Annotated in this window: 14 protein-coding genes; 7 read left to right on the top strand and 7 right to left on the bottom strand. The window is 69.7% G+C overall.

Annotation, left to right across the window (positions count from 1 at the left end; all coding sequences use genetic code 11):
* The first annotated feature begins 14 nt into the window (after positions 1-14).
* The 4 genes from ABT304_RS20600 (at position 15) to ABT304_RS20585 (ending at position 4,406) form a co-directional block, all read left to right on the top strand.
* Positions 15-926: a LysR family transcriptional regulator gene (locus tag ABT304_RS20600; protein ID WP_350717998.1), complete on the top strand. Its 912-nt coding sequence runs from the start codon at positions 15-17 to the stop codon at positions 924-926.
* Between the two features lie 141 nt (positions 927-1,067).
* Positions 1,068-1,664 carry a hypothetical protein gene (locus ABT304_RS20595; protein WP_350717996.1) on the top strand — a complete coding sequence of 199 codons (597 nt, stop codon included), beginning with the start codon at positions 1,068-1,070 and terminating at the stop codon, positions 1,662-1,664.
* Positions 1,661-3,184 carry an FAD-dependent monooxygenase gene (locus ABT304_RS20590; RefSeq protein WP_350717994.1) on the top strand — a complete coding sequence of 508 codons (1,524 nt, stop codon included), beginning with the start codon at positions 1,661-1,663 and terminating at the stop codon, positions 3,182-3,184. Before ABT304_RS20595 ends, ABT304_RS20590 begins: the two co-directional genes overlap by 4 nt.
* Before the next feature lie 112 nt (positions 3,185-3,296).
* On the top strand, positions 3,297-4,406 hold the full coding sequence (locus ABT304_RS20585) for a glycosyltransferase (RefSeq protein ID WP_350717992.1): 1,110 nt from the start codon (positions 3,297-3,299) through the stop codon (positions 4,404-4,406).
* Between the two features lie 88 nt (positions 4,407-4,494).
* On the opposite strand, the gene ABT304_RS20580 is transcribed toward ABT304_RS20585, so the two are convergent.
* Entirely contained in the window at positions 4,495-4,824 is a 330-nt protein-coding gene (locus ABT304_RS20580; RefSeq protein WP_160024165.1) for a hypothetical protein, read from the bottom strand.
* Positions 4,825-4,950: 126 nt separating this feature from the next.
* Positions 4,951-7,089, bottom strand: coding sequence for an MMPL family transporter (locus ABT304_RS20575; protein WP_350717990.1), 2,139 nt, complete (start codon positions 7,087-7,089; stop codon positions 4,951-4,953).
* A 135-nt stretch (positions 7,090-7,224) separates the two neighbouring features.
* Here ABT304_RS20575 and ABT304_RS20570 point away from each other — a divergent pair, with 135 nt between their 5' ends.
* The 3 genes from ABT304_RS20570 (at position 7,225) to ABT304_RS20560 (ending at position 11,957) form a co-directional block, all read left to right on the top strand.
* Positions 7,225-8,367, top strand: a complete 1,143-nt coding sequence (locus ABT304_RS20570) for a sensor histidine kinase (RefSeq protein ID WP_350717988.1) — start codon at positions 7,225-7,227, stop codon at positions 8,365-8,367.
* Positions 8,364-9,020, top strand: a complete 657-nt coding sequence (locus ABT304_RS20565) for a response regulator (protein WP_350717986.1) — start codon at positions 8,364-8,366, stop codon at positions 9,018-9,020. The genes ABT304_RS20570 and ABT304_RS20565 overlap by 4 nt, the downstream gene beginning before the upstream one ends.
* 123 nt (positions 9,021-9,143) lie before the next feature.
* Positions 9,144-11,957 carry a metallophosphoesterase gene (locus ABT304_RS20560; RefSeq protein WP_350717984.1) on the top strand — a complete coding sequence of 938 codons (2,814 nt, stop codon included), beginning with the start codon at positions 9,144-9,146 and terminating at the stop codon, positions 11,955-11,957.
* A gap of 30 nt (positions 11,958-11,987) precedes the next feature.
* On the opposite strand, the gene ABT304_RS20555 is transcribed toward ABT304_RS20560, so the two are convergent.
* From ABT304_RS20555 to ABT304_RS20535, 5 genes are all read right to left on the bottom strand, one after another.
* Positions 11,988-12,668: a hypothetical protein gene (locus tag ABT304_RS20555; RefSeq protein ID WP_350717982.1), complete on the bottom strand. Its 681-nt coding sequence runs from the start codon at positions 12,666-12,668 to the stop codon at positions 11,988-11,990.
* A gap of 184 nt (positions 12,669-12,852) precedes the next feature.
* Positions 12,853-13,455 (bottom strand): hypothetical protein, encoded by a 603-nt coding sequence (locus tag ABT304_RS20550; RefSeq protein ID WP_160024160.1) that lies wholly within the window; start codon positions 13,453-13,455, stop codon positions 12,853-12,855.
* A gap of 109 nt (positions 13,456-13,564) precedes the next feature.
* Positions 13,565-13,945: a Rieske (2Fe-2S) protein gene (locus tag ABT304_RS20545; RefSeq protein ID WP_350717980.1), complete on the bottom strand. Its 381-nt coding sequence runs from the start codon at positions 13,943-13,945 to the stop codon at positions 13,565-13,567.
* A 137-nt stretch (positions 13,946-14,082) separates the two neighbouring features.
* On the bottom strand, positions 14,083-14,649 hold the full coding sequence (locus ABT304_RS20540; protein WP_350717978.1) for a hypothetical protein: 567 nt from the start codon (positions 14,647-14,649) through the stop codon (positions 14,083-14,085).
* A gap of 305 nt (positions 14,650-14,954) precedes the next feature.
* Complete coding sequence (locus tag ABT304_RS20535; RefSeq protein ID WP_350717976.1) at positions 14,955-16,907, bottom strand: tachylectin-related carbohydrate-binding protein; 1,953 nt, start codon at positions 16,905-16,907, stop codon at positions 14,955-14,957.
* Positions 16,908-17,245 lie beyond the last annotated feature (338 nt).

Raw genomic sequence — 17,245 nt, 5'->3', positions numbered from 1 at the left:
GACAGAATGGGCCCGTGGCAGGCGACCTCGAGATCAGGCTCCTGCGCCGTTTCGTGGCGGTCGCGGAGGAGCTGCACTTCGGGCGCGCGGCCGACCGGCTCTTCATCGCCCAGCAGGCGCTCAGCCGAGACGTACGCCGGCTCGAGGACGCCGCGGGCGTCCGCCTCCTCGACCGTTCCTCGCGCCGCGTCGCACTCACGCCGGAGGGCCGGCGTCTCCTGGACCGAGCCCGCGAGCTCATCGCGCTGCACGACCGCGCCGTACGCGACCTGCGTGCCGACACCGGCAGCCTGGTCATCGACGCCGTCGCGCCGGGAACGACGCCTGCTCGTGTCCTGGATGCGGCTCGGCGTACGGCCCCTGACATCGAGTTCATCGTCCGCTACGGCGGCGGATCCGCGGACGCGGTGGTCGGGGCCGACGTCGGCTTCGGTGCCACCCCGCAGGGCGTCTCGACCCCGCGTGCGCAGGCGGTCCGTCATGAGCGGGTGATCGTGCTGCTCCCCGACGATCACGAGCTGACCGTGCTCGACGCCGTACCGCTTGAGGCTCTCCGTACGGCCCGGGTGTGCACGCGCTCAGGCGACCACGTGACTCCCGCGTGGGCCCGCGCGATGGCTCAGCTCCTCGCGCCGTTCGGCGTGGACCCGGGGGATGGGCATCCCCATGTCCTCGGCGGTGCCGAGCTCGCCGCGCACCTGCGGCTGCACGGTGCGCCCGGGCTCGCCTTGGAGAGCCAGGCGCCGCTCGACGGCATCGTCACCCGTCCACTCGTCGATCCCGTCGCGCTGTTTCCCTGGACGATGCGCTGGCGCGCGGATCTCGACCATCCCGGTCTCGATGTGCTCAGACGCAGCGCCCGCGAGCTGTCTGAGGCGCAGGCATGGACCACTGTGCCCGACGGCGCCTTGCTCCTGAGCGCCTGAACGGTCGGAAGGGCCGGCCCGGGCCGACGTCCCGAGGGCGTCCGTCACCGAGTGCGAGGACGAAGGCCCCTCGTCGGCCGCTACGCCGTCGGGTTGCCTGGAAGCACCAGGTCGCCACCCTTCGGACGAGAGGATCCGCCGATGAGCACGAACGAGCCGAGATCTGACCGCGAGGGCTCTCGAGCAGGACCGTTGCCAGCCGCGAAGGCGTGGCGTGCGGTGGCTCGCTGTGTCGTCGCTTCGGCGCGAATGCTGGCCACGGGGGTCGTGCACTGGCCGCGCGTCAACGTGGGGCGCCGACTCCGGTTCGCCGACGGGACCACCGGTGAGGTGTACCGCGAGACAGCGGTCGCACTGCCACCTGCCGAGCCGTGCGTTCTGGTGGTGTGCTTCCGGCTCCGCCGGGTGCGGGGTCGCGGCCACCTGCTGTTCCGGTGGGAGAGCTGGCTGAACACCCCGCTGTTCGTGGGGTTCCCCGGATTCGTCTCCAAGCTCTGGCTCGCCGCCGACGAGCAGGGTCGCTATCGCGGCTTCTACGAGTGGGACGGCGCAGACCTCGCCGAGCACTACGCCCGGTCGCTGTGGAGGGTGCTCGCGCTGGTGAGCGAACCGGGGTCGATCGACTTCCGGGTCGTGCCCGGGATGCATCGCGACGACGTGCTCGCGGATCCCGGCATGCTCGAGGGCCACACCAGCCCCACGATCCCCGACTGGTGGTGCCCGGTCGGCTCGTCATGAGCGCCCCGGACGTACTCGTCGTCGGGGCCGGACCCACCGGTCTCACGCTCGCGCTGCAGACCCACGAGCACGGCGCGACGGTACGCGTGGTCGATCGCCGGAGCGAGGCGTTCCGGCGATCGCGAGCGATGATCGTGCACTCACGGACCCTCGAGTGTCTGCGCCCGCTCGGGGTGACGGCAGCCTTGCTCGAGCGTGCCGACCGGAGCCCGCGTGCGCAGCTGCACCTCGGGAGCCGGGTCGTGGACGTCAGCCTGGGGGAGGCGGCCATGCGTAGCACGCCCTATCCGCACCTGACGATGGTGCGGCAGGCGGACGTGGAGGAGGTGCTGGAGGATGCCCTGCTCCGGCGAGGGGTCGAGGTGGAGTGGGGAGTGGGGCTCGACGCGTTGGACGTGGTCGGCGAGCGCCCGCGTGCCACGCTCACATCGGCAGGTGGTCACGAGCTGGCCACGCCCCGGTACGTCGTCGGCTGTGACGGGCCCGCCAGCAGTGTGCGGAACGCCGCGGGGATCGCCTGGGACGGCGGCGCCTACCGTCAGGAGATCGTGCTCGCCGACCTCGAGCTCGAGGCCGACCTGATGCCGGACGTACTCCATGTGGTCGCCGGTCGCACTGGCCTGCTGTTCCTGTTCGCACTCGGCGAGGGAGCTACGTGGCGCCTGCTCGGCACGCGCCCGGCCCGCGACGGGGACCAGCCGTTCGGCCAGCCCGGCGAGGCGGTGCCCGTTGCCGACGTGCAGGCCCTCATCGACGACGCCGGGCTGGAGGCACAGGTCCGGGAGATGCCGTGGTCGGCACAGGTACGACTCCAGCACCGCGTCGCCCGAGAGTTCCGGCACGGGCCCCTCTTCCTCGCCGGGGACGCCGCCCACACGCACTCGCCCGCCGCTGCCCAAGGCATGAACACCGGCATCATCGACGCCGTCAACCTCGGCTGGAAGCTCGCGTACGCCGACCACGCAGGCCCTGCGCTGCTGGACTCCTACGACCACGAACGTCGGCCCGCGGCGCGGCAGGCGCTCGCCCTCACCCACACGGTCTTCTTCGCCGAGGCGTCGACGCACCCGTTGCCGCAGCTCCTGCGCGGGAGAATGCTGCCCCTGCTGGCACCTCTGCTCCCCGTGATGCTGCGACAACCGCGCGCCATGGCCGCCGTCATCACTCTTCTCTCACAGCCGTGGGTGCGCTACCCGGGCAGTGCCCTGTCGGTGACGGACGGCTTCCTGGCCCGAGGGCCGCGCCCCGGCGACCGGCTGCCGGACCGCGTCGTCACGTGCGCGGGTCGCCAGACGCGGCTGCACGATCTGACGGCCTCGCCCGGCGTACACCTGCTTCTGGCTCGCGACGCCGAGTGCGCCGAGCTCGACCGCCTCGGTCCACGCGTGACCGGCCACCGCATCGACAGCTGGCCCGGCACGGGCATCACCGCCGTTCGTCCCGACGGTCATGTCGGCTTCCGATCGGCGCGCAGCGCGGGCGCTCTCACCGCCTGGCTGGAGCTCGTGGGAGCGACGTGAGCGCGCCCATCGCTCATCCGGGGATCATTCCGCAAGAGCGCGGACTGTCACCTGGGGCGTGTGGGGACGAGGTGCTTGCCGGATCGTGCCGGCGCCGGGCACAGTGCGCAGCATGCGCATCCTGGGGGTATCGACGGCGGGCGCCGGCCACTTCAACCCGATGAAGCCTTGGCTGAAGCGCCTCGCCGAGCAGGGGCACGAGGTCACCGTGGTGGGGCCGCCCGGGTTGGAGGCGAGCGCGAAGGGGTTCGATTTCCGAGAGGGCGCCGCGCCTGACCCTGCGTCGGTCGCACCGATCTGGCAACGGGTCGCCGAATCTCCGATGGAGGTGGCGCGGGAGCTGGTGCTGCGGGAGCTCTTCGCGCGCATCAACTCCGGGGCGATGATCCCGGCGGTACGCGCAGCGATCGACGATCTCCGGCCGGACCTGGTGCTGCGAGATCCTGCCGAGTACGCATCGGCCCTGGCGGCCGCCGAAGCGGGCGTTCCCCAGGTGCGGCTCGGCGTCAGCCTGTGCTCGGAGATCGCGTTCTTCGAAAGCGCGGCGGCGCCGGTGCTCGAGGAATGGCGGTCGGGCCTGCACCGCGAGATCGTCGAGTCGCCGATCCTGACCAGGTTCCCGGCCAGCCTCGACCCCTCGCCGTTCTCCGCCACGGCGCGCTACCGGGTCGGTGAGCCGCTCACGCGTGAGGTCGATCAGAGCTTCGTCTACGCGACCCTCGGCACCGTCGCGCCCACGATGCCGCCGATGCGGCCGTGGTTCGACATCGTCGCCGAGGTCCTGGGCGCGCTTCCGGTGGACGCCGTCTTCACCGTCGGCCACGACCTCGACCCCGCACAGATCGCAGCTGCCCCGAACGTACGGATCGAAACCTGGGCCGAGCACGCCGAGGTTCTCTCTCGTGCGGCGGTGATCGTCCACCACGGCGGCTCGGGAACGGTTCTCGACGCCCTCGCCGCCGGCGTCCCACAGGTGATCGTGCCTCTCTTCGCCGATCAGGGCGCGAACGGTGCCGTCGTCATGAAGGCAGGCTTGGGGGCCGCCCTGGTCGACTCCGGAGGTGCCGCGTTCCACGTTCCTCACGACGGTGAGGTGGACAGGTTGCGGACGCTCGTCGCCGAGACGATGGCCTCTGACACGGTCCGAGACCGCGCGGTCGAGGTCGCCGCGGAGATGTCCAGCCTGCCCGAGCTGGACGTCGCCATGCTCGGCATCAGCTGAGCGACGACAGGTGCGAGCGGCTGGGCGAGGCACTCTGAGCGTTGCCTCGCCCAGCCGGACGGGTGTAAGCCGCAGATCCCTGCGGGCGTCAGTTGCCCCTGCATGCCTCGCCGGGCGACGGCACGAACTCCTTGAGCCCGGCGCGTACGAAGATGCCGTAGCTCTGCACCCCGTGGTAGCGGTCGTTGCCTCCCGGGCTCTGGTTGCCGCGCTCGCCCAGCGCGTCGTCATCGAAACCTGGAGGGTTGCCCTCGATGGCGTCTGCGGTGTCCTGGCCCGAGAACACGCACTCCGAGGAGGCGCGGTCCGGCGCGGGGATGTCGTCGCCGTTGCCGTTCACCTCTGCCGCGCTCGCGGCACCGGCTCCAGCCAGCACGAGCCCGGCGGCGATGGCACAGCTCTTCATCAACAGCTTCATGACCTCTGTTCCTTCCGTCTTCGATGCCCCTGACCTGACCTGCCGTGGCACCGAACCGAATGGCCAGGAAGGCCGAGATGTCGTGTGGGCTTGCACTTTCATCATCAGTCCGGCCTCGACGTGTTGCTATACGCCAATCTGGGGGCTTCCCACCTCGACCGGCTCTTCCACCGGCTCGGAGTCGAGCTCCGGCAGGAGCCGATCCAGCCATTGCGGCAGCCACCAGTTCGCGTTGCCCAGGAGCTTCATGGTCGCGGGGACCAGCATCAGGCGTACGACGGTGGCGTCGAGGAAGATGGCCGTGGCCAGGCCCACGCCCATCATCTTCACCACCGGGTCGCTGCCGAGGACGAAGCCCGAGAAGACCGCGACCATGATCAGCGCGGCTGCGGCGATGGTGCGGCCGGTGCCGGCGATCCCTTCGATGACGGCGCGGGTGTTGTCGCCGTGGCGGCGGTACTGCTCGCGCACCCGCGACAGCAGGAAGACCTCGTAGTCCATGGAGAGCCCGAACAGGATCGCGAACATGAACAGCGGGATGAACGACACGATCGGCACCGTCGACTCCACGCCGATCAGGTCGGCGGCCCAGCCCCACTGGAAGACCATGACGAGCACGCCGTACGCCGCACCGACGCTCAGCAGGTTGAGCACGACCGCCTTCAGCGGGACCAGCACGGACCGGAACAGCACCGCCAGCAGGAGGAACGACAGCAGCAGCACGGCCGCCACGAAGCGTGGCATCCGCTCCTGCACCCGGTCGCCGAGGTCGGCGAAGGTGGCGGTCTGTCCGCCGACGTGGGCGGTCGCCGAGCTGCCGTCGAGGACGGCCGGGATGACGTCGCCGCGCAGCCTCATCACGGTCTCCTGCGTGGCGACGTCCTGGGGCGACGTGGTCGGCTGCGCCACCAGAGTGGCCACGCCCGCGGAGGGATCGATGGCCGGTTCGCCGACCGCGGTGATGCCCGGGTCGGCGGCCACCGCCTCGGCCAGCGGCGCCACGACGGACCGGTCCTGCGAGATGTCGACGGCGATCACCAGGGGCCCGTTGGCCCCGGGTCCGAAGCCTTCGGCGATCAGGTCGTAGGCGCGGCGTTCGGTCCTCGACTCCGGCTTGGTCCCGTCGTCGGGGAAGCCCAGGTCGAGCGCGAGCACGGGTGCGGCCAGGGCGATCATGAGGACCGCTGCTCCGACGAGGTACGCGGTCGCGTTGCGGGTCACGTGAGCGCCCCACCGGTACCAGCCGGTGCTGGGTCGAGGGTTGGGCCGGTGCGCCCCGTCCGCGAGCCGTCGCCGGCGTCCGTTGATCCGGTGCCCGGCCAGTCCGAGCAGGGCCGGCAGGAGGGTGACCGAGGCGAGCACCATCACGAGCACCATCGCGGAGATGGCGACCCCGCCGCCGGTCACGAACGGGATCCCCGCGACGAGCAGCCCCAGGATCGCCACGACGACGGTGCCGCCGGCGAAGATCACCGCCTGTCCCGCGGTCGCCAGGGCTCGGCCCACCGCTTCGGGGACGGTCATTCCCGCAGCGAGGTTCTCGCGGTGCCGGGTGACCAGGAAGAGCGCGTAGTCGATGCCGACGCCGAGCCCGACCATGGCCGCGAGCTCCGGCGCCCACGCCGGGATGTCGATCAGGTACGTCACCAGCTTCATCGAGGTGATGCCGACGACCAGGCCGAACAGCGCCATCCCGATCGGCAGCCCCATGGCGACGAAGGAGCCGAAGGCGATCAGCAGGACGATCATCGCGACCACGATCCCCGCGACCTCGCCAAGCCCGGTGGGGGCCTCCTCGAACGCGAAGAACAGGTCGCCCCCGGTCTCCAGCGTCAGCGACGACTCCTCACGCAGGTCGGCGACGGCCTCCTTGAGGTTGTCCAGGTCGGCGGCTTCGAGGTGCTCGATCGCCGGGTACTGCACCCGTACGAGCGCGATGTCGCCGTCCTGCGAGACGCTGCTCGTCGTGCCCTGCACGTGCGGGAGCTCCGCGAGGGCCGCCTCCACAGGCACCACGTGCGTCGTGGCGTCCGGCGCTCGGAGCACGACGTGGGCGGTGACTCCGCCCTCGTCGGCCTCGGCCTCGGCGAGCAGCTCCGCGGCTTGGTAGGAGTCGAGGCCGGGGGCCTCGAAGCTCTCCTCGAGCTCGCGCCCGAAGGCGGCGGAGGAGGCGATGACGACGAGCGCGAGAACGACCCAGGCGCCGATGGCGGTCCAGGGACGGGTCGCGGCGGACCGGCCCAGCCGGTAGAGGAGATCAGACATGTCTCTACCGTGGCCGGGCGAGGAGCGATCCACATCGGGCCAAGGAGCAGTGGGCTCCTCGGCCGAAAGTACGACGAGACGCTCGTGCTTGTGCCCCGTACGGCGAGGCTGTCTCCTCGCTAGGGTCGAGGGGTGGTGACCGCCTTCGTCCGCTCAGTCCTGGCCGAGCCCCGTGCCCCGGACCCGCCGGCGCGGGCGTGGTGGGACTGGGCCCTGGTCGGCGCGCTGCTGGCCACGGCCGCGGGCGAGGCGATCTTCCGCCCCGACGTACCGTGGCGGCCGTTGGCCACCGTGGTCGCGCTCGTGGTGATCCCGGCCCTGCTCTGGCGGCGTACGCATCCACTCCTGGCGACCGCGGTCGGCTTCGGCGGCGCGATGGTGCTGCACATCCCGTTGATCGTCGACGACGTCGTCGATGCGGGGCTCTACACCATGGTCTGCGTCCTGATGCTGCCCTACGCCCTGTACCGCTGGGCGTCGGGACGCGAGGCTCTGATCGGTACGGCGATCGTCGCCGTACCGGTGACTCTGGGACTCGCCGCGACCGAGACCTTCGGGGACCTGATCGGCGGCGCCACCGTGGTGGTCGCGTCCTTCGCCCTGGGGGCCGCGATGCGCTACCGCGCGGTCGCGCGCCAGCGCGAGGTCCAGCAGGTCCGTACGCTCGAGCGCGGTGAGCTCGCCCGCGAGCTGCACGACACCGTCGCGCACCATGTCTCCGCCATCGCGATCCAGGCGCAGGCAGGGAGGGCGGTGGCGGCCACCGACCCGGCCGCGGCCGTCGAGGCACTGGCCGTGATCGAGGCCGAGGCCTCCCAGACGTTGTCCGAGATGCGCACGATGGTCCGGGTGCTCCGCGACGGCGAGGCGGCCGACGCGGTGCCCGTCGAGTACGCACCGCAGCGGGGCATCGGCGATCTGGACGAGCTGACCCGGATGAGCCCCTTGGTGGTGGTGCGGTGCGTGGGCGATCTCTCCGACCTGCCGCAGCCGGTCGAGGTGTCGGTGTACCGGATCTGTCAGGAGTCGGTCACCAACGCGATCCGGCACGCCTTCTACCCCACGAGGGTCAGCGTGGAGGTCCGGGGCGAGGCCGGCGTCGTACGGTTGCGTGTGCACGACGACGGAGAAGCGACCCGCCCTCCGACCAGCGTGGGCTACGGCCTGCTCGGGATGGCGGAGCGGGCCAAGCTCCTCGGCGGCGTGTGCCAGGCCGGGCCGGACCCGGCTGGTGGCTGGACCGTCGAGGCGACCCTGCCGCGCGAGGTGTCGCGATGACCATTCGGGTGGTGGTCGCCGACGACCAGCTCCTGGTCCGCACCGGCCTGACGATGATCCTCAACGCGCAGCCCGGGATCGAGGTCGTCGGGGAGGCCACGGACGGTCACGAGGCGGTGGCCGTGGCACGCGAGCTGCGTCCCGACGTCTGCCTCTTCGACATCCGGATGCCCGGCATCGACGGCGTCGAAGCCACCCGCCGGCTCGCCGGCCCCGGCGTCGAGGACCCGCTCGCGATCGTGGTCATCACGACCTTCGACCTCGACGAGTACGTCCATGGCGCCCTCAAGGCCGGCGCCCGCGGCTTCCTCCTCAAGGACGCCGGCCCCGAGCTGCTGGTCCAGGCGATCCACGCAGCCGCGAACGGCGACGCGCTCATCTCGCCCAACATCACCCGTCGCCTCCTCACCACGCTGGCCGGCCTGGAGCGAGCCACCCCGCCGGCCCAGCCGATCGAGCCGCTCACCGAGCGCGAGGAGGAGGTCCTCCTCACCGTCGCGCGCGGCCGCACCAATGCCGAGATCGCCAGAGAGCTGAACATCACCCTGAGCACGGTGAAGTCCCATGTCGCCGCGCTGATGAACAAGCTCGGCGCCCGCAACCGCGTCGAGGTCGCGATGTGGGCGTACGAGACCAAGCGGGTGAGGGAATAGGGCCACTACCGCGTCTTGGGTAGCTGGCTTGCGCTACCGTCGCGCCGTGCCGGGATCTGTCTACACCTGTTGCATGCGGTCGCGCGGGTCCGGCGGCCGGTCCGTCCTGCAAAGGGGATGTCCATGACTCTGGGCGATGACACCGATACCGGGAGCGAGGACTGGGCTCGCACGCGGGACTATCTGCAGAACGACCCGACCAAGTGGGACAGCCTCTCCTGGATCGCGGCGCGCACCCTCATCGACTCGGTCAACGACGTCCTGGGACGCGGGACGCAGGGGCTCGTCGAGGACCTGCGTGCACGCTGGACGAAGACGAAGAAGCCGACGATCGACCGCTCCGACGTCTCGAGGTTCCTGGTCATCGGCGACACCGGCGAGCAGGACGCGTCGCAGTACGTCGTCGCACCCGCCCTGGCGCGAGCCGCGGAACGGGCCGGCTTCGTGCTCGTCCTGAGCGATGTGATCTACCCGTCCGGCAACGTCAACGACTACGTGGACGGCTTCTACAAGCCGTACCGGTCGAACCGGGTCGAGGGCCTCAAGGCGCCCGCTGACGTACGGGAAAAGTTTGCGCTTCCGGAGAACGTCCCGGTCTACGCGATGCCGGGCAATCACGACTGGTACGACGGCCTTTACGGCTTCGCCCACCAGTTCCTCTATCCGGCGGACGCGCCGCCGACCTGGCCCAGCGAGCTCCTGGCGCCGTCGTTCGAGGAGCCGCTGGGGCGATGGCAGCTGATCCGGGACCGCTTCGGCCGCATCATGTGGCGCACACCGAGCGAACCATCAGACAGGTCCGCCCCGGCGCGGTGGGGGGAACCAGCCTCGGATGGCACGCCGGCACCGGAAGCCACGCTGCAGCCGGCGCCGTACTTCGTCATCAAGACGGAGCATGTGGACCTGGTGTGCATCGACACCGGCATCGACGGGACCATCGACGGCCGGCAGTTCGACTGGCTGAGCTCGCTCGGTGGCGAGAAGCCGAAGATCCTGATGACCGGCAAGCCGCTGTTCGTCAACGGTGAGCGCCGGAAGGGGAAGGTGTCCGGAAGCCCTGACGAGACCGTGTACGACATCGTGGCCGACGAGAAGCGCGGCTACGTCGCGACGGTGGGCGGTGACACGCACAACTTCCAGCTGTACGACCCGACGGTGCCGGACAGCTCACGCGACGGTCTGTGGCACATCGTCAGCGGCGGTGGCGGCGCGTACACCCACGCCACCCATCCCATCCGGACGGCCACCGCGGACGCGCGAAGCGACCTGCGATTCCGGCCGACCAAGCTCTTCCCGCGCTCGGCTGAGTCGCTGTCGTACTTCGCCCAGCAGCTCGTCCCGAGCATCTGGCGGCTGCTGCTGACCGTCGTGCTGTTCGGCGGGGGAGTGGTCCTGGGTCGCTGGCTCGCCGATACCGGATCCGGGGGTGTGGCCATCGCCGCGATGATCGTGCTGATGCTGCTGCACCTGATGCCGCAGCGTCCCGGACGCAGTCATTTCGTACGCCGGCTGCTCCTGCGTCTCGAAGCGCTGGTCGCGGGGGTGCTGGCGACGCTGTTCCTGTACCACTACCTGCCGGATGCGGCAGGGGAGCTGCTGGTGCTGTTCGGGTCGTGCACCCTGTGGATCTGCCTCAACGCCTGGTGCGTGCGGTGGTCGAGGTGGTGGAGCCCTGTCGAGCGGGTGCCCGGTTGGCATCACGTCGCGTTCGGGTGCGTGCTGGCGGCTCTCGTGATCCTGGCCCTGCTGCCGATGGTCTTGGACGCGGGCGGCTCGGACCAGGGACGTACGGTGTCCTGGGTCCTCGTCGTCGCGGTCGACCTCTACGCCGTCCTGGCGATCATCGGGTGGCGGAAACGGATCGTCACCACCGTGAACGGCGCGAGGGCCGCGAGTTGGCTCGAGCGCTCGGTCGTGTGGGCCGTGCTCGCCCAGGCCGCCGTCGTGGCGGGCGAGATGCTGCGCGTGATGAGCGGCGAGGGCTTGACCCTGCTGTTCCGCAGCGGCCTGCTCGGACTCGTGCCGTTGGTGGTGATCGCGGTGGTGGTGCTGGCGGCCATCCTGGCCCCGGGTCTCCTCACCCGCCGCCTGCGCGGTGAGCCCGTACGCCGGGCGCAAGCGTGGCTCCGCTGGCGGCGTTGGCTGGTTCAGCCCCTCGTCTTCCTCGCGGCGCCCGTGACGCTGGTGCTCTGGGCGTGGGTCGCCGACGCCGTCGACGCCGCATGGATGCGGGCCGCCTTCGCCCTGCCGGCGCTCCTCACGGTGACTGTGATCGGCATGCTGGTCGTCGACTGGGTGCGACGGGAGCACGAACGCCTGTACATGCCGCTGCTGGTCGTCGCCGTCCTCGTCCTCGGCGTGCTCCTGCTGGGCGCTGCGGTGCCGGGCCTGCTCGACGTGCCCGGCTTCGAGGCGCCCGGCCGGCTCGCGAACGGGCTCAGGACCTGGTGGCCGGCAGTGGCGGTCGGCGCGGCCCTCTTCACCGCCGTCGCCATCGGCGCAGCCGTCCTCCTCGCCCACCTGGTGTTCATCGGTGCGTACTCGCTGATCGTGGACCTCAAGGCGTGGGTGAGTCCCCGCTACCGCCCGGGCGGCCCGACGCATTACGACTTCATCAGCGAGGCGGACGCGACGGCCATCATCGAGGCCGAGCAGGAGGGCGGCCAAGCGGCAGAGGTCGAGGGCGTCGGCCGGCGGACCAGACGTCGGGCGCAGATCGCCTTCCCCGGCCTCAACCCACCGTTCGGGCCGATCCAGAAGTTCGTCTCCGAGATCTACTCCCTCGACGAGCCGCCGTTCTTCAAGCACTTCCTCGAGTTCGAGACCTCACCCACCGAAGTCGTGGTGAAGATCCACCGCGTCCGCGGCGACCAGCCGGTCGAGATCGAAGAGGTGGCGACGATCAGCCTGACGGACGCTGCCGTCGCACGTCACTGATCGCTGCCAGTCGCGCCCGCTGGGAGCGAACTAGTGCGGGCTGGTCGGCACTGCCTGAGCCAGAAGCCGACCCGAAGCAGGTGCGTCGCTCTCGGAGTCTGGTGCGGGACAAGCCGCGATGCCGGCCTCGAGCAAGGCGGCTAGCCGTCTGTCACAGTCGGGACTGGCGCTCGTCACGACCCCGTTGACGGCGCACCTGACCATGGTCGGCGCGGAACGCTTGGCGAAGGTCTTTGCGTCGATCCGGCGTCTGATCCGAAGTCGATCGACCCAGGCAACCGCGCCAGGGACCATCTCGAGGGCGAACTGGGCATCCCGCCGGGTGGCCGCCAGATCGGGCTCGGCCTCCGCGCACAAGCGCTCAGCTTGAAGCAGGCCAGCTGCCAGCGCGCGCTGCGTCCCTTCGGGGACGTCGAGGATGGTCTGCGCCGCTACCGCCACCGCGACCGTGAGCGACGTCCGGTCGTTCCCGCGCCGGCCCACGACCGAGGGGATGAGTGGCACCAGCTGCTGGCGTCCGTAGTCGCTGGTGTGATCGTTCACCATCCTTGCCAGTTCCGCGAGCAAGGGATGAGTGCAGGAGGGATGATCGCTCCACCGCTCACCGGCGAGTACCGAGGCGAGCTCCATGAAGCATGCGCCGCGTCGTGGCGTTCGATGCCGGCCACGTGACAGAACCGGGATGCCGTCGGGAATGCGTGAGGGCTTCATCGCAACCTCCTTCTCCGAGCATGCGCCGACGTGCTGGCGCGATCAACCCCTTCGGCACGCAGGATTGGCGTTACCGACGCAGTAGCAGGCTGGCGTCGGGCGCGAGATCGACCTGTGATCCGAGGAATGCCCATGGACATGGCCGAGCCCGCCCGCGGATGGGCTCGGCCGGCTGAGGAGGTCCTCAAGCCATCTCGGGGACGTGCAGGTGCGCGTACGCGAGGTCGAACTCGTGCACGTCGACGATCGTGCCGCCGGCGTCGCTGGCGGCCCGCTTGCGCATCTCGTCAGTCGACGCGCGGCTGGCCTCCATCGCGGCGCGGGTCTCCCAGGCTGTGGTCGCGCAGCCCAGGCCGCTCGACCGGTTCAGGAGCAGACTGGCGCTGCAGAATCCGGGAGTCCGCTCGAGCTCGGGCATGATTCCGACGCGGAAGGTCTCCGTCATGGCGTCGAGGTCGCCCTGCACCCAGCTGACTCGGCAGCACTCGCCGTGGTGGGTGCGGTGCATGACCTCGATCTCCCACTCGTCGACCTGCATGGGGCCGCCCAGGATGTCTCGCCCGCGGTCGCGGAGAGGGCGAAGCCGCTCATCGCTGTCGCGCATGGCCGTCTCGTCCTCCCAGGAGCTCGTTGCGATGCACTGCCCGGTCTCGCGGTCGACCAGCAGGGAGAGACCGCGACAGCCCTCGATCTGGTCGAGCATGGGCCCGGCCTCGGTGTTGATGAACGTGATGCCCGCGTCGATGTTGGCGGGCCTGCCTTGGAACGTGGTGGAGCGTGCGTACACGGCCCACTCCTCTCGGGACAGGGCAGCGCCCGGTCCGGCACTGCCGGTTGATTCCCTGCCTACGCTTTCCGGCGCGCGGATGCAATAGCCCGTAGTGGTGAAGAGCTCCTCAGAGCTCGACGTAGACGTCGTCACCCTCGACCACGACCTCGTACGTCGTCAGCGGCGACGGCTTCCTGCCGAGCGCGATCATCCTCCGCGACCAGCGCGGCATGTCCCTGCCGGCGAACCCGGGCGTCCAGTCGAGGTTCTCGCCCGAGGCGAGGTCGAAGCGGGAGTTGTGCCACGGGCAGACGACCTGGCCGTCGGCGTACCTCAGACCACCTGGCCCCGCGGTGAGGGAGAAGCCCAGGTGGGGACAGCGGTTGCGCGCCGCGCACAACGAGTCTCCGGCGAGACCGACCACGATCGACGTCCCCGCAGCGTCTACGACGTGCAGCTCCCCATCGGCGAAGTCCGCCACGCTACCGACCCTGACTCGACCTGGCATGTCATGTCTCCCGTCTCGGGTGCCTGACTCCGTTCTACCAGCACGCCGCCGCCGACGTGGCCGTCGTGCGTGGCACCGGCGCCTTGGGAAGAAGCGGCGCTATCGCGGCGGAGTGCCGCGTGTCCTGGGCATCGGGTTCACCGGGCTACCTGGACGAAGTTCCGCGCTGCCCTGATGAGATCGTCAGTGACACTCGCCCTCACACTGCTGCGGAAGCGGGCGAGCTCATCCTGGAGCGCGGCTGATGGTGGGGTTTCGGTGACCAGCTCCCGGAACAATGGCCCGCATTGGACGCCGGCACCCAGCATCGCGTCGGCCAGCAGGTAGTCGAGGTCAACGTACGGGTCCTGCGCGTTGGCGATGGTCACGCCGACTTCGTTGACGCATGCCGACACGCGCCGGGCGGCAGCGATGTCAGGACTGGTCAGCCTGGATAGGACATAGCCGATCAGCTTGTCCGTCGCGTACGCGGTTGCGAGCTCGGTCGGCGGTAGACCCACAGTCGCCGAGGCCGGAGACCCGTTCACCACCACCCAGCCACCCGGAGGGATCAGCCACGTATCGGTTGTGTCGGCGCTGGCCACGATCTCGTTGTGGACCATGCTCTCGAAGGAGTCGGTCTCGGTCTGACCCCATGACGCGAGGGCGGAGCTCGCACCCGGAGCGATTCTGAGGAAGACCGCCGACACGTTGATGACCAGCACCGTGCTCTGCCCGACGTCGTGGCACACCTTGATGCTCGAGGCTGTCCAGTCCTGCGGGACGTACAGCTCAGGACGTTCCTCACTGGGGCATCCCATGTCTTCTGACGGAGCGCCAGGAGGAGATGACCCGCCTACCTCTGGCGATGTCGCCGACGTAGGCGGAAGGTTGAGGGCACCACTGCCCTCAGCGTCGTCCGAGCCGCAGCCGGCCGAGGTGAGCACTAGCCCTGCGATCGCGACCACAGTCGCGATGCCGACCGACCGCCTCCGCGCCAGACGTCTTCGATCAGAAGGTCGGGATGTGCTCACCAGCCGGTGCCGATGACGTTTCCCGAGCGAGCGATGAACCCGCTCGCGCCGGTCTCGTCCCGTTCGCCCTGACCTCGGTAGTGGAACCAGCGGAGGTCCCCGGCCCGGTTGACTGCGAACATGCTGTGGCCGAAGCCACCCTGATTGGTGACCCCGCCGAAGAGATGCACCACATCACCGAACCCGCGGCCGATCGGGTTGCTGGTGTTCGGTGCCCAGCCCAGTACGCCGGATGGGTCCTCCTCACCGTTGCCCGAGTAGGAGTACCAGCGCAGCAGGTTGTCCTCGGTGACCACGAAGAACACGTTCGCCGAGGCGTACACCAGGCGTACGCCCTGCCAGCCCTGCCCGACGATGTTTCCCGAGTTGGGGTGCCAGCCCATCGTGCCGCCCGGGTCGTGCTCGCCGTTGCCCGTGTACCGGTACCAGCGCAGGAAGCCATCGGTCTCGACGGTGAAGATGTTCATTCCGTGGATGCCGACGCCGATGCGCGGCGCGACGAACATCTTGGTCACGTTCTCGAACCCGCTGCGGATGGTGTTGCCGGAGTTCGGTACGAACCCCGCGGCGCCGGTGATGTCGGCCTCGCCGTTGCCGTCGTAGCCGAACCAGCGCAGCGTCCCGTCGGGGTGGACCACCAAGATCACCCCGTCCCCGCCGCCGACGACCTGCTTCAGGTGAGCGAATCCGCGGCCGATCAGGTTCCCGGTGTTGGGGGACCACGACTGGAGGGCCAGCTGGTCACCGGCCTGCTCGCCCTGGCCGTTGTAGCGGTTCCACTCCAGGTTGCCTTCGGTCGTCACCCCGAAGAAGACGCCTTGCCGGGTGAGGCCACCGACGCCGTCGGAGCCGTTGCCTCCGTGGAACAGCCGTAGGTGCCGCACCGAGCTGGCGTGTGTGAGCGCCTCGCCCCAGGAGACGCGCACGCGGCCGTCCTGTGCCGCGGCAAACTTGAGGGTCACGTTTGTCGTCGTCCCGTCGGACCACACAAGGGGAGGCGTTTCCTCGCCCACTCTCCAGACGCCCTGGACGCCGGCCAGCAAGTCCGGCGGCCGCAGGTTCTGGACGATGGGTCCGTTCGGGGTCGACTTCTGCACCCGCCACACGCAGACACCGTCACCGGGGAAGTCAGCGTCGTAACGCCGGGCCGGCCCGCCGGACCTGCGGCGCTCGACCAGGAAGTACTCGCTGTCCCGCCGGGTCTCGTCCCAGAGGATGAAGGCCCCGTCGGCGGTGTCGTCGCGCACGTCCTCGGACCGTTGGCTCTTGAGCGCGAACCGGCGTGGTTCAGCCCAGCCGAGCTGCATCTTGTGCCACATGTCGAGGTGCACGATGACCTGATCGTCGCTGGTGAACGAGAACGAGCTCATCAGCGTCATCAGTACGTTGCCGTTGTTGGGCTGCTGGCCCATGTTGTACATGTCGATCGTGCGCAGCAGGTGGGAAGCTTCGTGGGCCAGTTGATAGAAGGGTGTAAGGGGGCCACCTCCCGCCAATCGGATCCGAACCTGGATGCCGTCAGGGAGGAAGGGTGTGGTGCTGCCGGTCAGGGTGAAGACCTCGTTGAAGGCGATGCCCGGCAAGGCGCCGGCGAAGTTCTCCACCATCACGATGCTGAGTTCGCTCTCCTCGAGCACGGCGTCAGCGTCGACGTTGTGCTGCGCAAGCATGTTGGGCGGAAACGTCTCCAGCACCTGCCTGCAGCGTTTGGACGGCACGCCGTCCGGAACCGTCGATCCCATCGTGACTTCGAACAGGCCCACCCGGGTGAAGCCGAAGCGGCCCAGGCTGTTCTCTCGAAAGTACTCCGAGAGGCTGGCCGGGTTGATCGGGTCGGCCGTCGAGAACGGCGGCGTCGGGTTGCCGAATGCCAACTGTTCGTAGTAGCCGAGCCCATGGAAACTCGAGATCTTGCTGGGGTTGCTGTCCCAGTCGACAAGAAGGGCCATCAGCGGACGACTGCCCAGAGCCTTCGTCCCGTCGCCCAGAGTCATGGAGCCGTGGCCGAAGTCGGCCAAAGACGCAGGAAAGAAAGCCATAACCCATGGAACTGCCGCTGATGTGCGGAGTCATGCCCCATCTGGGCGAAGTGGACGTGCGCATGCTGAGCGGGTCAGGTTGTGCCAGACCCCGGGCCGCCCCGTGTCAGCGACTGCTGGATCTGCCATGCAGCGAAGGCGGTCAGCAGGCCTCCGGCAATGCCGACCCACCCGGCGGAACGTACCTCGCCTTCCTCGCCGATCGCCACCCAGGCCGCTATGACGACCCCGACGTAGTGGACTGCGGT

The sequence above is a fragment of the Nocardioides sp. NPDC000445 genome, from assembly GCF_040300245.1.
GTDB lineage: Bacteria > Actinomycetota > Actinomycetes > Propionibacteriales > Nocardioidaceae > Nocardioides.
This window is presented reverse-complemented; position numbering and strand designations above follow the sequence as displayed.